Source organism: Mucilaginibacter sp., assembly GCF_039935595.1.
Lineage (GTDB): Bacteria > Bacteroidota > Bacteroidia > Sphingobacteriales > Sphingobacteriaceae > Mucilaginibacter.
Genome location: NZ_JBDTJZ010000088.1, coordinates 1 through 17,903, shown reverse-complemented (window position 1 = coordinate 17,903; position 17,903 = coordinate 1). Strand labels below are relative to the sequence as shown.

At 40.9% G+C, this 17,903-nt stretch carries 18 protein-coding genes; 6 read left to right on the top strand and 12 right to left on the bottom strand.

The genetic code is table 11. The features are described 5' to 3' along the window. The 5 genes from ABI367_RS05840 to ABI367_RS05820 all read right to left on the bottom strand — a co-directional run. On the bottom strand, positions 1-334 hold a 334-nt coding region (locus ABI367_RS05840), incomplete at its 3' end, for a hypothetical protein (protein WP_462231456.1). Positions 335-340: 6 nt separating this feature from the next. Beyond that, positions 341-670, bottom strand: coding sequence for a gliding motility protein GldC (gene gldC, locus ABI367_RS05835; RefSeq protein WP_462231454.1), 330 nt, complete (start codon positions 668-670; stop codon positions 341-343). A 6-nt stretch (positions 671-676) separates the two neighbouring features. Then, positions 677-943 (bottom strand): hypothetical protein, encoded by a 267-nt coding sequence (locus ABI367_RS05830; RefSeq protein WP_462231452.1) that lies wholly within the window; start codon positions 941-943, stop codon positions 677-679. Positions 944-1,055: 112 nt separating this feature from the next. Continuing rightward, positions 1,056-2,399, bottom strand: a complete 1,344-nt coding sequence (locus ABI367_RS05825) for a DEAD/DEAH box helicase (RefSeq protein WP_462231450.1) — start codon at positions 2,397-2,399, stop codon at positions 1,056-1,058. 54 nt (positions 2,400-2,453) lie between these two features. Continuing rightward, entirely contained in the window at positions 2,454-2,936 is a 483-nt protein-coding gene (locus ABI367_RS05820) for a hypothetical protein (RefSeq protein WP_462231448.1), read from the bottom strand. 71 nt (positions 2,937-3,007) lie between these two features. Here ABI367_RS05820 and ABI367_RS05815 point away from each other — a divergent pair, with 71 nt between their 5' ends. Then, the gene (locus tag ABI367_RS05815) at positions 3,008-4,345 is read left to right on the top strand and encodes a dihydroorotase (RefSeq protein WP_462231446.1); all 1,338 of its coding nucleotides are present in this window, start codon (positions 3,008-3,010) and stop codon (positions 4,343-4,345) included. A 153-nt stretch (positions 4,346-4,498) separates the two neighbouring features. On the opposite strand, the gene ABI367_RS05810 is transcribed toward ABI367_RS05815, so the two are convergent. Then, positions 4,499-4,933 (bottom strand): SRPBCC family protein, encoded by a 435-nt coding sequence (locus ABI367_RS05810; protein WP_462231444.1) that lies wholly within the window; start codon positions 4,931-4,933, stop codon positions 4,499-4,501. A gap of 240 nt (positions 4,934-5,173) precedes the next feature. Between ABI367_RS05810 and ABI367_RS05805 the strand changes: the two genes are divergently transcribed. Then, positions 5,174-5,899, top strand: coding sequence for a class I SAM-dependent methyltransferase (locus tag ABI367_RS05805; protein ID WP_462231442.1), 726 nt, complete (start codon positions 5,174-5,176; stop codon positions 5,897-5,899). 59 nt (positions 5,900-5,958) lie between these two features. Here ABI367_RS05805 and ABI367_RS05800 read toward each other — a convergent pair whose 3' ends face one another. Together ABI367_RS05800 and ABI367_RS05795 are read right to left on the bottom strand one after the other, a co-directional pair. After that, positions 5,959-7,971 carry a WYL domain-containing protein gene (locus ABI367_RS05800; RefSeq protein ID WP_462231440.1) on the bottom strand — a complete coding sequence of 671 codons (2,013 nt, stop codon included), beginning with the start codon at positions 7,969-7,971 and terminating at the stop codon, positions 5,959-5,961. 84 nt (positions 7,972-8,055) lie between these two features. After that, entirely contained in the window at positions 8,056-10,851 is a 2,796-nt protein-coding gene (locus ABI367_RS05795) for a TolB family protein (RefSeq protein WP_462231438.1), read from the bottom strand. 130 nt (positions 10,852-10,981) lie between these two features. Here ABI367_RS05795 and hscA point away from each other — a divergent pair, with 130 nt between their 5' ends. Then, positions 10,982-12,838: a Fe-S protein assembly chaperone HscA gene (hscA, locus tag ABI367_RS05790; RefSeq protein WP_462231436.1), complete on the top strand. Its 1,857-nt coding sequence runs from the start codon at positions 10,982-10,984 to the stop codon at positions 12,836-12,838. Positions 12,839-12,935: 97 nt separating this feature from the next. Here the strand turns inward: hscA and ABI367_RS05785 are convergent, their stop codons facing one another. After that, complete coding sequence (locus ABI367_RS05785; protein ID WP_462231434.1) at positions 12,936-13,226, bottom strand: hypothetical protein; 291 nt, start codon at positions 13,224-13,226, stop codon at positions 12,936-12,938. A 74-nt stretch (positions 13,227-13,300) separates the two neighbouring features. Beyond that, positions 13,301-13,885 (bottom strand): riboflavin synthase, encoded by a 585-nt coding sequence (locus ABI367_RS05780; RefSeq protein ID WP_462231432.1) that lies wholly within the window; start codon positions 13,883-13,885, stop codon positions 13,301-13,303. Positions 13,886-13,978: 93 nt separating this feature from the next. On the opposite strand from ABI367_RS05780, the gene ABI367_RS05775 reads away from it, so the two are divergent. After that, entirely contained in the window at positions 13,979-14,437 is a 459-nt protein-coding gene (locus tag ABI367_RS05775) for an NUDIX domain-containing protein (RefSeq protein WP_462231430.1), read from the top strand. A gap of 20 nt (positions 14,438-14,457) precedes the next feature. On the opposite strand, the gene accC is transcribed toward ABI367_RS05775, so the two are convergent. Both accC and ABI367_RS05765 read right to left on the bottom strand, forming a co-directional pair. Then, on the bottom strand, positions 14,458-15,930 hold the full coding sequence (gene accC / locus ABI367_RS05770; RefSeq protein WP_462231428.1) for an acetyl-CoA carboxylase biotin carboxylase subunit: 1,473 nt from the start codon (positions 15,928-15,930) through the stop codon (positions 14,458-14,460). Between the two features lie 42 nt (positions 15,931-15,972). Beyond that, complete coding sequence (locus ABI367_RS05765) at positions 15,973-16,473, bottom strand: GtrA family protein (protein WP_462231426.1); 501 nt, start codon at positions 16,471-16,473, stop codon at positions 15,973-15,975. A 268-nt stretch (positions 16,474-16,741) separates the two neighbouring features. Here ABI367_RS05765 and ABI367_RS05760 point away from each other — a divergent pair, with 268 nt between their 5' ends. Both ABI367_RS05760 and ABI367_RS05755 read left to right on the top strand, forming a co-directional pair. After that, complete coding sequence (locus tag ABI367_RS05760; protein ID WP_462231424.1) at positions 16,742-16,873, top strand: hypothetical protein; 132 nt, start codon at positions 16,742-16,744, stop codon at positions 16,871-16,873. Positions 16,874-16,912: 39 nt separating this feature from the next. Beyond that, the coding region (locus ABI367_RS05755) for a BamA/TamA family outer membrane protein (RefSeq protein WP_462231422.1) at positions 16,913-17,903 on the top strand (991 nt) is incomplete at its 3' end.

Here is a 17,903-nt window from a genome sequence, read left to right as displayed (position 1 = left end):
ACCCCCATTTAAATTTTATTTGCCGCTCCAAAAAGCCGGTAATGCCTTTAAAAGGTATAAAACTAAAGCTGGTATGTACTTTTAAAACAGCGGCAAGCAGCAATAAGCTAACCAATGCCAATGATATAAACGCTATCAGCTTAACCAGTTTAGCGCGGTTTAAAATAACGACAATAATACCTACAACGGCCATCAGCAAAATAACCATACCGTAAGGTCTGTTCAGGTCATACACGTCCCAGTTAAACAAATGGAAAGGGCGCAGCAGCGGGCAATAAGTTGCCGCCATTAATATAACAAAGCCAACAAATGATATTAACGATGGTAGCCTCATGGTACTTTATTTACTTATTTCCATTTTATCGGCAAAGTGGGCGCAGTAATCGCGCAGGTCCTCTACGATATTGGTTTCGCCGGTGGCGCGTAAAAAGGTATCGCCCATGGTTTGCAGGGTTTCGTAAAAATGACGTTTCATTTCATCAACCTGCATATCTTTTGTCCAAAGGCCAATGTGCATGGTGTTTTTATAGTTGGGGTCCCACATAGATAGCATCATTGATTTTACAACCTGCTTATCCTTGTTTTCGGTATCGGTTGCCTCCCAAAGTATGTTTTCGGGGATGTTATTATCGTCAAGCTGTATGGTTAGCTTTATTTCAGAAGTTTTCATTAAAAATTATTTAACAAGTAAAAATATTATTGCGGTCAAAGTTATAAAGCTTAGCTCAATGATCCACAAAGTTTTGGTCACGGGAAAGAAATTTCGTAGCATAATATCTAAAAAAGCCACCACAAACGCGAATAATACGAATATTAAACTGATGGCCGTGCCCAGGTGGGCGTATTGGCTGCCGGTTACGCTGGCCCCGTTTATCCAGATGTAAACCGCCAGTATTAAAAACAGCGCGCTGCAAATGTTTAAAGGTGTTATTCTGAATTTCATTTATATCATTCTTTACTATCCTGTCATCTCGAACGTAGTGAGATATCTATACACTGCTACGTAGAATATGTATAGATCTCTCACTACGTTCGAGATGACATTGGTTTTATTTCTATCTCTTTTTAAACTTCCGCCCCGGCCTTTTGGTACCCGGCACGTGGCCGCCCGTACGTTTGGCCTTTTCGGCTTCAAATTTCCTATGCTGGCTTAATGTTTTCTTCTCATGGAACGCGCCCTTAAACTCCGGGTCATCGCGACGCTTTTGCATATCTATCTCTTTAGCCTGATCCTGTTTTTCTTCGTAAGGAGTGGCTTCAATAAACACATCGGCAGGAATTGCCTCAACCGGTATAGTTTGCCGTATCAGCTTTTGTATTTTGTTGAGGTAATATTCTTCGGATGGCGCACAAAACGTTATAGCCTCGCCCGATTGCAGTGCACGGCCCGTACGACCAATACGGTGTACATAATCTTCAATAACCACCGGCACATCAAAGTTTATTACGTGGCTAACATCGCTTACATCAATACCGCGCGAGGCCACATCTGTTGCCACCAGTATTTTAACTTCGTCGTTTTTAAAAGCATTCATGGAGTTTATGCGGGTATTTTGTCCTTTGTTGGCATGCAATACCTTAACCCCGCCCTCGCCAAACTTGCGCAGCAAAAATTTATACACATCCTCGGCTGCGTTACGGGTTTTGCAGAATACAATTAGCTTAGTTATCTCGCCCTCATTATCCAACAGCTTTTTCAGCAGGTTGATCTTGGTTTTTACGTTGGGCACATGAAACACCTTTTGGTTAACCGTTTGTGCGGGTGTAGCCTGTGGCGTAACCTCAATTACTGTAGGGAACTCCAGAAAGTTATTGGATAGTTCATGTATCCTATCAGACATGGTAGCAGAAAACAGCAGATTTTGCCGTTTAACCGGCACTACTTCAAGTATGCGGTTTATTTGGGGCATAAAGCCCATATCCATCATTTTATCGGCTTCATCCAGCACCAATACCTGCAAGGTTTTGGTAACTATATGTCCCGCCAGGTAAATATCCATAAAGCGGCCGGGGGTGGCTACAATAATATCAACCCCTTTATTAATATTTTCTATCTGTGTTTTAGGGCCGAGGCCTCCGTAAAGCGTTACCACGCGCAGATCGGTGTATTTGGCGTAAACCCTTACATTTTCTTCAATCTGCATGGCCAGCTCGCGCGTTGGGGCTATGATGAGTGCCCGGGCATGGTCGCCCTGCGCATATTTAAGTTTCATGATGATAGGCAGTACATAAGCAGCGGTTTTACCCGTGCCTGTTTGCGCTATACCCATTACATCCTGCCCGTTCAATATCGGCGGCATAGCTTTTTGCTGCACAGGCGTTGGCTCGGTATAACCGGCATCGGCAATTGCGTTTAAAACCTGCCGGTTAAATTTAAAATCTTCAAAGCTTGCACCCATGCGGCAAAGATAGGGTTTTTGTTGAGGTGAAGGGAGAAAGGTTAAAGGCGAAAGCTATTCCTCTCCTTTATGCGGATTACTTGAAACTAAAAAGTATTTGTTATTCTGGATTTCAAAGCCCTTAACTCCTTTTTTGTTTATCCATTTTATAAGGAAGGCAATTGGCTCAACTACTTTTTGTTTTATTTCAACAACTTTATCGCCATCTAATACCAATTCTTCTTGTTGAAAACCTGCACTACCGCCGACCAAATCTCCACCAACCCTTTCTCTTCTTGCTTTTACTACTAATAGTAATGTATCCGCTTTCAATTTATAGCTTCCGGTTGCCGAAATTATACGACCTCTGTCATCGTATTGATTGAATATATATTTAAAAGTTCCATCTTTAAAAAATCGATAATTTGCAAGCCAGGCATCTGCTAATTGTGATGTATTAACTTGCCAAACGCCAACCAATTTTAATTTTTGATTTTGGGCTAAAGTCCATTGAGAGCATCCGATTAATACCAGCAAAATCAATAATATCCTTTTCATTTGATCAAAGTTTAATCTAATATCGTTTAATTGGTTCAAACAAAACAAACCGTTTCATTTATATTTGTCTCATGTCAAGCATCCTCATCAAATCCGCAACCATCGTAAATGAAAACCAACAATTTATAGCTGATGTTTTAGTAAAAGATGGGCTGATAGCTAAAATTGCCCCACAAATTGATGTTAAAGCCGATAAGGAGATCAATGCTGAAGGCTTACACCTGTTCCCCGGTGCTATTGACGACCAGGTGCATTTTCGTGAGCCGGGGTTAACGCATAAGGCCAGTATTTATACCGAATCGCGCGCGGCGGTGGCTGGTGGTATTACTTCCTTTATGGAAATGCCCAATACCGTGCCCAATACCTTAACGCAGGAATTATTAGAACAAAAATATGAGATAGCATCGCGTAACTCACTGGCTAACTATTCGTTTTTCATGGGTGCATCTAATGATAATTTAGATGAGGTTTTGAAGACAGACATCCAAAACGTTTGCGGCATTAAGGTTTTTATGGGTTCATCAACCGGGAATATGCTGGTAGATAATCGTGATACGCTGGAGAAACTTTTTGCTAATTCGCCCATGCTGATTGCTACCCATTGCGAGGATGAAGCCACCATACAAAGTAACCTGGCACATTTTAAACAATTATTGGGCGATAACATCCCGGTTAAACTGCACCCCAAAATACGCAGCGAAGAGGCTTGTTACCTATCGTCATCTATGGCGGTTGAGTTAGCAAAAAAACATAACACCCGCCTACACATTCTGCATATATCAACCGAAAAAGAAACACACCTTTTTGATAATACCACTCCGCTTAAAGACAAGCGAATTACCGCCGAAGCCTGCATACACCACTTATGGTTCACCGATGCGGATTATGAAACTAAGGGTAACCTTATAAAATGGAACCCAGCCGTAAAAACTGCTGCGGATAGAGATGGCATTTTAAAGGCAGTATTAGATGACCGTATTGATGTAATAGCCACCGACCATGCGCCGCATACCATCGAAGAGAAAGCGCAGCCTTATTTACAGGCACCATCCGGCGGACCGTTAGTACAACATGCCATGCCAGCCATGCTGGAGCTTTACCATCAGGGCAAAATAACGCTGGAACAAATTGCCGAAAAGATGGCGCATAATGTGGCTACCTGTTTCCAAATTGAGAAGCGTGGCTTTATCCGCGAGGGCTATTGGGCCGACCTGGTACTTGTTGATTTGAATAAACCCAACACTGTAACCAAAGACAATATTTTATACAAATGCGGCTGGAGTCCGTTTGAGGGAACGACATTCAAGTCGTCGATAATGCACACCATCGTATCGGGTAATTTAGCGTGGAGTAATGGAAGTATAACTTCTGATAAGTTAGGTAAACGACTTAATTTTAATAGATTATAGTTTATTAAAATTGGGAGTATGACATTTTGTCTATGCCTTTTTAAGTGCTTTTTTTAGAATTAGGAGCGTTGTCATCCTGAGTTTATCGAAGGATATGTGCGTAAGGCCTTGCCCGCCGTGGTTCGACGGGGCTCACCATGACAACGCACTTTTTTATACCTTCCCACCCTCTATCATTTCTTTCATTTTACCAAAAACAGCCTGCCAGTTTTGCTCTGAATGCTGTTTGGCTTCTTCGCTTTTTATTCCATCTTGCGTAAGTTCAAAGGTAGTTACGCCATTTTTTTCCTGCAGGTCATAACTTACATTCTGATAGTTTTCGGGTTTATCCTCCGTGCCGCCCATGCTGCTCCAATAGCTGTACTTTACGTATTGGCCCAGAATGATATCTATTATAGTTCCTTTATCCTGGTAAGTTTTGCCTTGCCACTCTCCTGTCCAGGTTATGGGGCTACCTTTTTTCCAGTCGGACTGCACATTGGTACCAAAAAAGTATTGTTTTACAATAGCAGGATCAGTTAACGCCTGCCAAACTTTTTGAGCGGGTGCGTTAATGGTAATGGTTGTTTTTAATGTGAGGTTTTCCATCGCTTTAATGTTATTGTGAATGATTAAACAGTTAATTATCAATTCTGTTTATCAAAACAACTAAAGCTGAGTGACAACCCTATGTCAACAATGATAATTTAACAGACAACAATATTTAAAAATTATTTATTGTATTATATTAAGTCTTTAAAATATAAAAACTACATATTTGAATTAGTTGCAGATAATAATTGATTTACTGACTAAGCTGTGATTTTTTAAACTACGTTAACGCTACACATGAGTACTCCACTAATAATTAAAGACCCGCTATTGTTATTAAGAGCACGTAAGGATGATAGGTATTTAGCAAAAGATGTAAAAGCGCCTAAGCTGGTGGGACATGCTAAATGGTCGGATTACATCTATAAAATTGGCAACAAAGCCGGCATGAGAATACTTGAGGTCGGTAGCCGGGAAGTAACGGCGAGCTCCACTGCCCGTGAAAAATTTTCAGAAGCTGAGTATGTAGGATTTGATTATTATCCGGGTCATAATGTTGATGTTGTTGGCGATGCACATAAGCTTTCTTCATACTTTAAAGAGGATGAGCAGTTTGATATAATTTATTCGAGTGCTTGTTTTGAGCATTTTGCTATGCCCTGGCTTGTTTCAACAGAAATTGCAAAATTGCTTAAGGTAGGAGGTTATGTATTTGTTGAAACCCATTTTTCATATTCGGCGCATGAACGGCCCTGGAATTTTTTCCAGTTTAGTGACATGGCACTTAAAGCTCTTTTTTCGCCGGCGCTTGGATTTGAATGTATTGATGTCGGTATGTCGAACCCAATAGTGGGTAGATTTTCGGCTCTGGCCGACAAGTATTTAAGATACAGACGAGTAACAGGATTATACTGCCATAGCGAATTTTTAGGAAAAAAAATAAAAGATGTAAAAGATTTTGATTGGGCCAAGGTAAACCTGGATGAGGTTGTGGACGGTACAAAATATCCCGAACCGGAATAACATACAGCGCTATGTCAGCATAAAATAGCCGGAAGAAATTTTAAAATCAGATTATAGCGTTAATTCGTCTGTTTTGATAGTTGAAATTCAAAAGGCAGCAGGTCGCCAACGCGGGATGAACCCATATAACCCTTCCATTCTAAGTTATCGCCATAAAATCCATTACGATCTATAACAGTGCCAATATTGCCATCGGCTTGATGCATAAATGCAGTGTTTGTGTTATTATACAAAATATAAATATCATTCCCTTCTGCTTTATCATCATTTATAGCGGTATCCTTTTTCAGCATAATAAATTTTTGCCCTTCGGCAACTTCTACAATACTATTATATGAAAGCTGGTTACGGGTATCAAGCAAATATGCTTTACTGTAATCAGTAATACCTTTTTGCGTTTTATATATTGAAAATTTATTTTTATCGAGTTCATCTGCCCATAAAGAACGTATAAAATGTAGTCTTGACCCCAAATAAGCATCGTTTCTTGCTTTAATTATCTTTTTAATTTTAGCGCGGCGAAGCCCCAAAGTATCTTCAGTAAAAAAATAACTCCCTTTATAGTCTGTTTGAAACGGCTTGTACCTAAAATCAGATAAAAAGTAGGTGATCTTATAACCCAGTCTTTTGTTAGAGATCGATAACGGCTTGTCGGCATCGGCAATTAACAGGTTAGTCTTTTTATAATACCTGAAATAAATTTCATCAGGATTATTAATTATACAATCGTTACTCTCCCCACCTATAAACTCTTTCAAAAATATTTTCATCGCTTTTGCCCGGCTTATCTCGTCAGAACCGATTGTTACTTCTTTTAATTCTATTATCTTAGGTTTTAAGGCGATGTTTAAATTTTTATCCGCATAGTTATTGATCGTTTGCGATTGATAACCCACGTAACTCACAACAAGTGGATTGTCTGATTTTAAAACATTGTTTAAAATAAAATTTCCCAGACTATCAGAGGTAGTTCCCTTAACTGTGCCACTTAAATAAACATTCACATTTCCAAGCGGAGTTCCTGTTTCAGCATCAGTTACCCTCCCCTTTATTACCTGTGCGCATAATAACGTTGGGATGAAGAATAACATTATCAACAGTACCTTAAATGCCATCGCGGAAACACCAGATGAAACTTTTTTTATAACAGTTTCGGCTATCTCTTTAACCCTGTCCTTTAAACTTTCGGGTTCAATTATATCGGCCTGGTCGCCAAACATAATATACCAGCGGGCAAAGCCTTCTAATGATCCGCATAAAAAGGTCATTTCAATGCGCCCGTCAATTTCCTTTTCGGCTACAAACCCGCTATAATATTTCTGCCCGTCCAAATGACTGTAAACGGCCTTATCAACAACTATCACTACGGTTTCTAATAACTTCTCTTTAGCGGTTTGGGCTATATATTGTTTTAATGTAGGGTGCTCTGCTTCAAAATATTGATCAGTAATGGTTAAAGTTTTAATACGGTCTATCCTAAAATCGCGGTAATCATCCCGCAGTCGGCAATAAGCTATCAAATGCCAATGGCTTGACAGGTAGAAAATACCCACCGGCTCAATATCCCTTGTGGTATTTTCCTGACTATGCCCGGCAAAGTATTTAATACGTAAAACGCTTTTTTGTACAATGGCATTTAAAATAGTTTGTATATGATTATTGGTTGACGCGTTTTGCTGTATGGGCGTTTTTAACACCGCAATACGGTTATCCATACCTTCCAGCAGGTCCTTCTCGGTTGTTTTAAGTATAGCCCGCACCTTGTACATGGCCGATTGATAGTTAGTAAGCGTATTGGCATCTGTTAACTTCTCCACAAATTTTTCGGCGGTTAAAAATGCTATGGCTTCCTCGCGGGTAAACATTACCGGCGGCAGGCGATAGCCATCCATAATGGAGTAACCTACCCCGGCCTCGCCTATCAGCGGTATTCCTGCCTCTTCAAGTGTCCTGATATCTCTATAAACCGTGCGTAAGCTAATATTAAAACGTTCGGCAATATCACTTGCCTTAACCACTCTGCGCGATTGCAATTGAATTAAAATAGCCGAAATACGATCAATACGGTTCATTGCTCTAAATTAGTGATTTATTGAATTAGTGAATTATTGAATTGTGCATCTAAATCAATAATTCATTAATTTATAATTCAATCATTAAAATATACTAACAGGTAATACAATTTCAATTTGATTTGGTCCACGCCCACCGAACAAGTCGCGGTCAAGTAAACGGCTATATCTTAGGCCGATAGTAATACTTTGCTGATTAAATACTTTAGTATCAAAATACACTTCGGCCCCGGTTGATCTGAAATCGGCTTTAAAGTTAGTCCCATTACTATAAAAATCATTGGCGTGGGTATAATCATAAAACAAATTTCCCCTTATCCGTAAAAAATAAACGGCATTGGCCACACCTGCATCTGGATACAGGATAGGGAAATGATAGTTTACACCGATCTTATTTAATTGATACAAATTTTCGGCGGTATAACCCCGTGCAAAAGGAAAATTGTTAGCGAAATCAATAACACTACCCTTCGCCTTTTGCTGATAAGCCGCATTTATAACCAGGTTATGGTTAGCAAACAGCCCCGGTAAGTAAAAAGTACCAGAGGCTAAAAACTGACTGGCGTTTAACCCATCAATAGCCGATTTATAATTGATACTGAGCGTTTGCCCTAACCGGGGATAAATATTTTGTTTAGCTTGTTGAATATGCGTACTGAAAATAATATAGTTATTTAAATAGGTATAGTTTTTATCTTTAAAAGCAGCACGGTAAGCCTGCTGAAATGCAGTTTGATTATAATGTATATCGCTGCCAAAGGTTAAACCTGTTAGCTGCCTGCCCCTGCTTAAGTTTAAAGGCAATTGCAGACCACCATGCAAATCGCTTTCGTTCCAGTAAACATGGCTGCCATTATATAGCCCCCGCCTGTCAAAAGTATAATTATACCCCGCCGTTATATAGGGGAACAAGGCCCCATACACCGCATCAAAACCAAATTGTTTGTAACCCTCATCGCGGTTATAGTTAAATGATAGCTGCGACTGAAAGGTATTCAATACGTTTTGGCCTACCAATGCAAGCGTGTAGTTAGGGTCATCCAAATAAGGTATCAGGCTATGAAAATTAAAAAGGTGGTAAGCTTTGTTGTATGGGGTAACCGGTAATGGCTGATTGGCCACAGTTGCTAACAGGTTGCTCGCCGAATCTGTTTTAAAGGTCGATATTTTAAAATCAGGTAAGCCACCGGGCAGATCAGTAGCTATTTCGCTCCATTCAGCAGAATTGTTTGCGGTTTGCCGTACTTGATACCCGTACGCGGTTTGCTCAACCCAGGACAGCTTATTTGAAGCCACAGCAGGCTGATATTGATTACCTGTAATATTATTAAACTGATAAAGCTTATCGGTGCTGATATCCAGCCTAAAAAGGCGGTCATATATTCCGCTTGTGGCCGTAAAATAAACCATATCGCCCTGTACGGTTAGGAAAGCAATAGGCTGATAAGAAAATGGCAGCAAGTATTTGGCTCCCCCCGTTTTGACATCTATCAAAGCCAGCGACATTTTACCCTGCAAGTTACGCACAGCGACTATTATTTTACCATCGCCATAAAACTTGGGATAGGTGTAAAACAATCCATCTTTATTGGGCACAACAGTCGATAATTTACCACTCACGGCATTCAGCAAATGCAGTTCGCTCTTACCGTTTGCGACTACCTCTACCGCCACAATGGTTGTACCATCGGCACTAAAAGCCGGCGAAAAGTATTTGGTGTGCCGGGTTAATTGACGCTCTTTACCTGTTTGTATATCAAGAATTTTCAACTCACTATAATCACGGTAGTGCCAGCGGATATCGGGCCTGTAGGCGGCATATACTATTTTGCCATTGTTATAATTAAAATAATTATCTAACGATACCGACCTTACAGCGATATCCTTTTCCTTACCCCTTTCATTAACCACAAAAACCGGGCAATGATTATAAGTTGTTTTCATATAAACCAGGGTATTATCGTTTATATAAACCGGATATTCCTGGTCTGCGATGAAATGTGTATCTGGTGTTACTTTTATTTGTTTATCCGTGTTAAATTGCTGCTTAAAGTAGCTTAATCCATTTGTTCTGAATTGCTTATAGTCCTCACCTGAATACTTTTTAATGGCTTTTTGAAACGGATAAAACAAGCCATTATAGGCTGCGGCATCCTGCGTTACATTCTTCCAAAATTGATTTCCATACTTTTCGCGCCCATAGGCAACCAGCATATAGCCGGTTGGGTACCAGTTGGGCGTATAATCTTTATATGAGCCATTACGCAGCTTCATCCAGCTATAATCTTTGCCGGCTGCCCACAATGCACGATAGCCGTTTAAAAAATCAGGCAACCTGCCTCTACCCTGTTGGCTAACTAAAGTTTCATTAAAAACAGCATCACCTTCAAAAAACCAGTCGGGTATGGCGGCGCTGTTGGCTATGGCCCGCCCACCCTCGCCAAAAACAACACCTAATGCTTTTGATAGGCCTACGTTAAAATTATTGTACTGCTGCACATGCCTAAACTCGTGTATGGCCAGTTGGTCGGGCCAGGGCAGGCTGCCCAGTTCCATATTATTTTGTTCGGGTGTAAGGTAAAATTCGCTCCTGAACGGTGCAAGGCTAACATAGCCATTAGCTATAGTGGTTTGGTTTTGCAGTACAATGCTTATCTGCTTTTGCTTATTGCCTATAGATGATTTAATTGCAGGATTCATACGGTTTATAATATCCGCAACGCGCAATCCTGTGCTATCCATCCCCGCAGGGAAAATAACTTTGGCCGCCGGTATGTTAACCTGCTTCCATTTTATGGATGGTGGGTTGCCGCCAAATTGCTGCGCCTTAACTATAGCGGCAGCAACTAACAGGCATAATAACAAACCGTATTTTCTCATTTATTGGTAGATAGCAGTGTAAATATATTGATTAAGTGGTAAAGCAATTTATATCAAAATCAATAATTAGATATTCAAAAGACATACCATTTGCTAAAACTCGCTACATTTGCCCGTTGTTATAAAAAACATGGCTAAAGTATCTATTAACCTGGCAACAGGCTCTATACAAAAGGAAGAAATTATTGTAGGTATTGACCTGGGTACCACCAACTCGTTAGTGGCATTTATCAACCCGGATAAAAATCCACAGGTAATAAATGACACCGGTAAAGGGGTATTAGTACCTTCTATTGTTCATTTTGGCGAAGCCGGAGACATAACGGTTGGTAACGAAGCCCGCGATCTGCTGATAACCGACCCGCATAATACCATATTTTCGGTAAAACGATTATTGGGCCGCTCATACAAAGACATTGAGAACTATAAAGACTTTTTTAGCTATAAAGTTATTGATGATGATAGCGAAAGCCTGGTGAAAATAAAGGTGGGCGAAAAGTTTTATACGCCTATTGAACTTTCGGGCCTGATATTAAAAGAATTAAAGGCACGTGCCGAACATGCTTTAAAAACCCCGGTTAACCGCGCGGTGATAACCGTTCCGGCGTATTTTAATGACTCGCAGCGCCAGGCCACCCGCGATGCCGGTAAATTGGCCGGGCTGGATGTGTTGCGCATTGTTAACGAACCTACCGCCGCAAGTTTAGCTTATGGCATAGGTTTAAATCCCGAAGAAACGAAAACTATTGCGGTTTATGATTTGGGCGGTGGTACGTTTGATGTATCTATCCTGCAAATACAGAATGGTATTTTCGAGGTGCTATCAACAAATGGCGATACCTTTTTAGGGGGCGATGATTTTGACCGCGCTATTGTAGATTACTGGATAGAAAAAAATCAGCTTAACAAAGCCGATGTTGTAGCCAACCATGAACTGGGTCAGCAATTACGCTTAAAAGCCGAGGAAGCTAAGAAAGCATTTAGTCACCAAAGCTTGTTTAATGAAAAGATTGGTGATATATGGTGCACGCTTGACCGCGACACCTTTGAGCAACTGATATTACCCAAAGTACAACAAACCATAAAAGCCTGCGAAAATGCTTTAAACGATGCCAAACTAACCATTGAGCAGATTGACGAAGTGGTAATGGTAGGCGGATCAACACGTACCGCATTAGTTAAAAAAATGGTAGCCGAATTTTTTGGTCGCCCGGTGCATGATGAGGTTAACCCGGATGAAGTGGTTGCCTTAGGCGCGGCTATTCAAGCCGATATTTTGGCCGGTAACCGTAAAGATATTTTATTACTGGATGTTACCCCCCTATCCCTGGGTATTGAAACCATGGGTGGGTTGATGGATGTGATCATCCCGCGTAACTCTAAAGTTCCTACTAAAGCAGGCAGACAATATACCACCTCGATAGACGGACAGATAAATATGAAAATAGCCGTTTACCAGGGCGAACGCGACCTGATTAAAGAAAACCGTAAACTGGCCGAGTTTGATTTGAAAGGCATACCATCTATGCCGGCGGGTTTCCCTAAAGTGGATATTAATTTTTTGCTTAACGCCGATGGTATATTGAAGATACAGGCGGTGGAACTGCGATCAGGTGTAAAACAAGAGGTGGAAGTTAAACCTACCTATGGCATTACCGACGACCAGGTAGAACAAATGTTAATGGATAGCATCACCCACGCTAAAGATGACGTGGCGCAACGTATGCTGATAGAGGCACGTACCGAAGGTGAACAAATGGTTTATACAGTAGAGCGTTTTATTGAAAAGAACGGCAACCATTTATCTGCTGACGAGATAGATCATACCCGCAGGTTTGTTGAAGAATTAAGAGCAGCTTTATCTACCGGCGATAAGGACCTGATACACAAAAAAATTGACGAGGTAAATGAGTTTACCCGCCCTTTTGCAGAAAGATTGATGGACACGGCTATAAGCCATGCCATGAAGGGGAAGAGTATTGAATAGGCAATAGTGATTGGTGAGTAGTGATTAGTTTAATTCTCACCTACATAAATTAAGACTTACGAAGTTTTAAAAACTTCGTAAGTCTCAAAAAAAGGTATTACAAATTATCTATTATTTCCTGCTCCTTCAACGCGATGATATTGTTTTTATCACTAAAGCTATCGGTTTGATTAGCAAAGTCTTCTAATATGCTTGCTATCGTATCTAAATTATCTGTTACCCGTTGATGCATATCCGGCAGGTCTTTATCTAACCTTTTATTACCCAGTTCCATATTATCAACCTCAATTTTAGCTAATTTGGTTATAATGGCTTGCTGGCTGTTTTTCAGATCTTCTAATTCATGGACTATCTTTTCCATCAAATCAAACTTTTTTAACTTATCCATAATTGTATCTTCTAATTAAAATATACAATAAGAACGTTAAATACTTGATTTTGTTTGGTTTTGAAGATTGGTTATTACCGGGTCATTAACCTTGCCACATACTTGCCTATAATATCAAACTCCAGGTTTACTACCGAGCCTACTTTTACATTATGCAGATTGGTATGTTCAAAAGTATAAGGTATAATAGCTACCGAAAAGCTGCTGGCTTGCGAGTTTACCACAGTTAAGCTAATGCCGTTAATGCAGATAGATCCTTTTTCTACCGTAACATTGCCGGTGGCGGCATCATATTCAAAGGTGTATTCCCAGCTTCCGTCCAGCTCTTTAAATTGGGTGCATATGGCGGTTTGGTCAACATGGCCTTGTACAATGTGGCCGTCAAGTCGGGCATTCATTTGCATACAACGTTCCAAATTTACAGGCTCATTGAGTTTTAAATAACCCAGGCTGGTTTTACTTAATGTTTCTTCAATAGCGGTAACCGTATGCTGACCATCGGCAACAGCCACAACAGTAAGGCAAACGCCGTTATGTGCCACAGACTGATCTATCTTCAACTCATTTGAAACAGCTGATTGTACCGTAATATGCAGGTTTCCCTGATCTTGTTGTAAATCAACAACCTTACCTAATGTTTCTATAATTCCTGTAAACATTTGCCCCCCAGCCCCCTAAAGGGGGAGTTTTTTTATGATGTAAAACTAAATATATTAATTTAGGTTTATCTCATGGTTCTATCATAAAGTATTATGCCTAAACAAAGCGCTGGAATTTTATTGTATCGTAAGGTTGAAGGTCAACTGCAAGTTTTTTTGGTGCATCCCGGCGGGCCATTTTTTAAAAACAAGGATGATGGTGCATGGTCTATCCCCAAAGGAGAGTTTTTAGATGATGAAAACGGGCTTGTTGCCGCTAAGCGTGAATTCGAGGAAGAAACAGGACAGCGTATCGACGGTGACTTTAAGCAACTATCGCCCATAAAAATAAAAAGCGGCAAACTCATACGTGCCTGGGCAATTGAAGGCGACATTGATCATACCACTATAACCAGCAATTTATTTGAAATGGAGTGGCCGCCACACTCAGGAAAAATGGTCAGCTTTGCCGAGGTTGATCGTGCGGCATGGTTTGATACCGCAACTGCCAAACTCAAAATCAATGCCGGGCAGGTAAATTTGATCGCAGAATTGGAAACAATAATAACGTAGAGACGCAAAATATTGTGTCTCTACTGGTCTTTTCGGTTTTTAACCCAGTTTGACTCCTGAGTAATTAAGGCAACTTCTTGTTGGCCGTTTAACAATTGCTGCATAATTAAGGCGGCAATTAAAGCCTCATCTTCATTAGCCTTTTGCAATACTGCTGGTGTAAAGTATTCCTGCACAAAATGGGTATCAAACTTACCCGATGTAAACACGTCATGCTGCATAACAAATTTACCAAATCCTAAGGTGGTAGTTATCCCGGTGATCTGGTATTCGTCAATGGAACGCACCATACGTTCAATAGCCTCGTTTCGGTCTTTGCCAAAAACTATTAGCTTGGCTATCATCGGGTCGTAGTAAATAGGTATTTCCATTCCCTGTTCAAACCCGTCATCCACGCGCACACCGGGACCTTTTGGGGTTATATAAGTTTGCAGGGTACCAATATCCGGTAAAAAATTATTGGCCGGATCTTCGGCGTATACCCGCAATTCAATAGCATGACCGTCTATCACCAGGTCATCCTGTTTAAAGCTGATGGTTTCTCCCCTTGCAATTTTTATCTGTTCCTTCACCAGGTCAATACCGGTTATCAGTTCGGTGACCGGATGCTCCACCTGCAGGCGGGTATTCATCTCCAGGAAATAAAAATTAAGTGCCTCGTCCATTATAAACTCCACCGTGCCTGCACCCGTATAGTTTACAGACCGCGCCACATCAACGGCGCATTTGCCCATTTTGGCGCGTATTGCAGGTGTTAGCGTAGCTGATGGTGCTTCTTCAATTACTTTTTGGTGGCGACGCTGTACCGAACAATCGCGCTCAAATAAATGCACAATATTACCATGATTATCGCCTAAAACCTGTATCTCAATATGTTTGGGCGATGCTATATACCGCTCAATAAATACCGACCCATCACCAAAAGCCGATGTGGCTTCTGATACAGCGGTGTGCATTTGCTCTTCAAAATCTGCTGCGGTTTCAACAATACGCATACCCTTACCTCCGCCCCCGGCGGCGGCTTTTATCAATATTGGGAAGCCCACTTCCACGGCGCGTTGCTTTGCTTCGGCAATATCGGTTATAGCTTCTTCGGTACCCGGCACCATGGGTATTTGGTATTTCATGGCAGCGGCTTTAGCCGACAGTTTATTACCCATTATTTCCATAGCCTCGGGCGATGGACCTATCAATATTAATCCGGCTGCTTTAACCTGCCGGGCAAAAACAGCATTCTCGCTTAAAAAACCATAACCCGGGTGTATGGCCCCCGCACCGCTTTGACGACAGGCATCAATAATTTTATCTACTGATAAATAAGATTGATTAGATGGTGACTTGCCGATATGCACCGCCTCGTCAGCGTAACGTACATGTAGGGCATTGCGGTCGGCATCCGAATATACGGCTACGGTTTTAATACCCATTTCTCGCGCCGAGCGCATTATCCGTAAAGCTATCTCGCCACGGTTTGCTACCAGTATTTTATGCATACTCAACAAATGTAACAGATTATAGCTTAAAGCGAAATGGGTTTATGCTACTTCCTTCGCTTTGAAAAAAACAAAAGTTTGCATGGTGTAGCTAAAAACTACCACAATAAAGGTGGTAGCAATTTTACCAATGGTTGGATACCAACCCATATACTCCACAAATAATTTCAGAAAAATGTAATTAAGGCATATGCACATTAAAACAACCAACAAATACCGTTGCAATTGGTGTCGCTTTTTTAAGCCCGATTGTGTAAATACTACGTACCGGTTAAGGTAAAACCCAATAGGCAAAGAAACACTTGAGCCCAGTATAAAAGCGGCTATGGGCGAACTTATAGTTATGAATGACAGAACCACGGGGTTATGGTGTAAAACAAAGTTATAACTTATAAAAAATAAGAAAATGTCTAAAAACGTATTTACGCCACCGCACGCCGCGTACCTAAATACCTGCAATGGGAAAATGCTTTTAAAAAGTGGATAAAAAAAATCTATTACCTTTAAAATAGCGTGCCTTATCTTATTATGTATTTTTTTCATCCACTTTATTATACCTGAACCGTATGTTTTTATTTTAATTAACGCGTTAATAACGTACGATTATAGCATTTATGCGTTAAAAACTTACAATAATCGGCAAAAAAGGCGGCTAACCCCATAAATTAAAAATGCAGATCATATTAACCTAAAAACAAGTTGAAACATATAGGCCTATTATAAGTTACTATCTTTGAGTATATTTATTTACCTTGACAAAGCTGCCATACGCAGAAGTAAAACACCCATTTAATTTAAAAACAAAAACGTTATGAGTAAAGACAAAGGGAGTAAAAACGTAAAAAAAGCACCGGCAACCGATGGCCGGAAATCTACATCAGATTACCAGGCCGGTAAAAAAAGTGTGTCTAAAGATGATGTTACCATCAATAAAAAGAAGTAGATAACAATCAAACCGGAGATTAAGCGTTATGCAGTCTTAATGAAGAAACTGATTGCCCTTTATTTATTCCTTATTCCTGCCGTGGTTTTTGCCCAGGACGCTTCAAACACCATCCCGCAGCAAACTGCTATAAAGGATACTTCGCGCCAAAGAGACCTGATAGACATAGCCAAACGGTTGTTTAAGATAGATACCCAAAACCCCCGGATACCGCGCGATAAAAAGGTTTATTTTTCTTTTTTACCCGTTCCGGGAGCAGAACCCGGCGGAACCGGGCGATCGCTTATTACCAGCACTACCGCCGGTATTTACCTCGGGCCAAAAAGTACCACCAATATATCCAGCGCCAATTTTGCGCCCTATTGGAACCTGAACGAACGCTTTGGCCTGCCGCTACGCTCTAGTATTTGGCTAAAAGATAACACATGGTATATACAGGGCGATATGCGCTTGCTGGTTTATCCGCAATATACCTGGGGATTGGGCGACAGCCATGATTATAACGATAAGACATTAGCCGGCGATAATTATATCCGTTTTTACCAAAGCGCGCTCAAGCGCATTACACCTTACTTTTTTGCCGGCGGCGGTTATAATTTAGATTATCACAGCAATATTAAAAGCGAGGATGCGGGGATCGATCTGCAGCAATTTACCGGCTATGCTTATGGCACATCGGGCAGGTCATTTTCGTCGGGCGTTAACCTTTCATTGCTTTATGATACCCGTAATAATTCCATCAATCCGTTGCCGGGTTCGTACATTAATATTGTTTACCGTGTTAATCCTGCTTTTATGGGCAGCAGCAATACTTGGAACTCCTTATATGTTGACGTAAGAAAATATGTACCGCTAAACCCGGCCAACAAAAACCAGCAAAACACATTGGCGTTCTGGTCGTACCTATGGACGGTGTTTGAAAGCAACGCGCCTTATTTGGACCTGCCCAGTATTGGCTGGGACCCGTATAACCGTTCGGGCGAGGGTTTAGACCAAAGCCGTTACCGCGGGAAATCATTATTTTATGCAG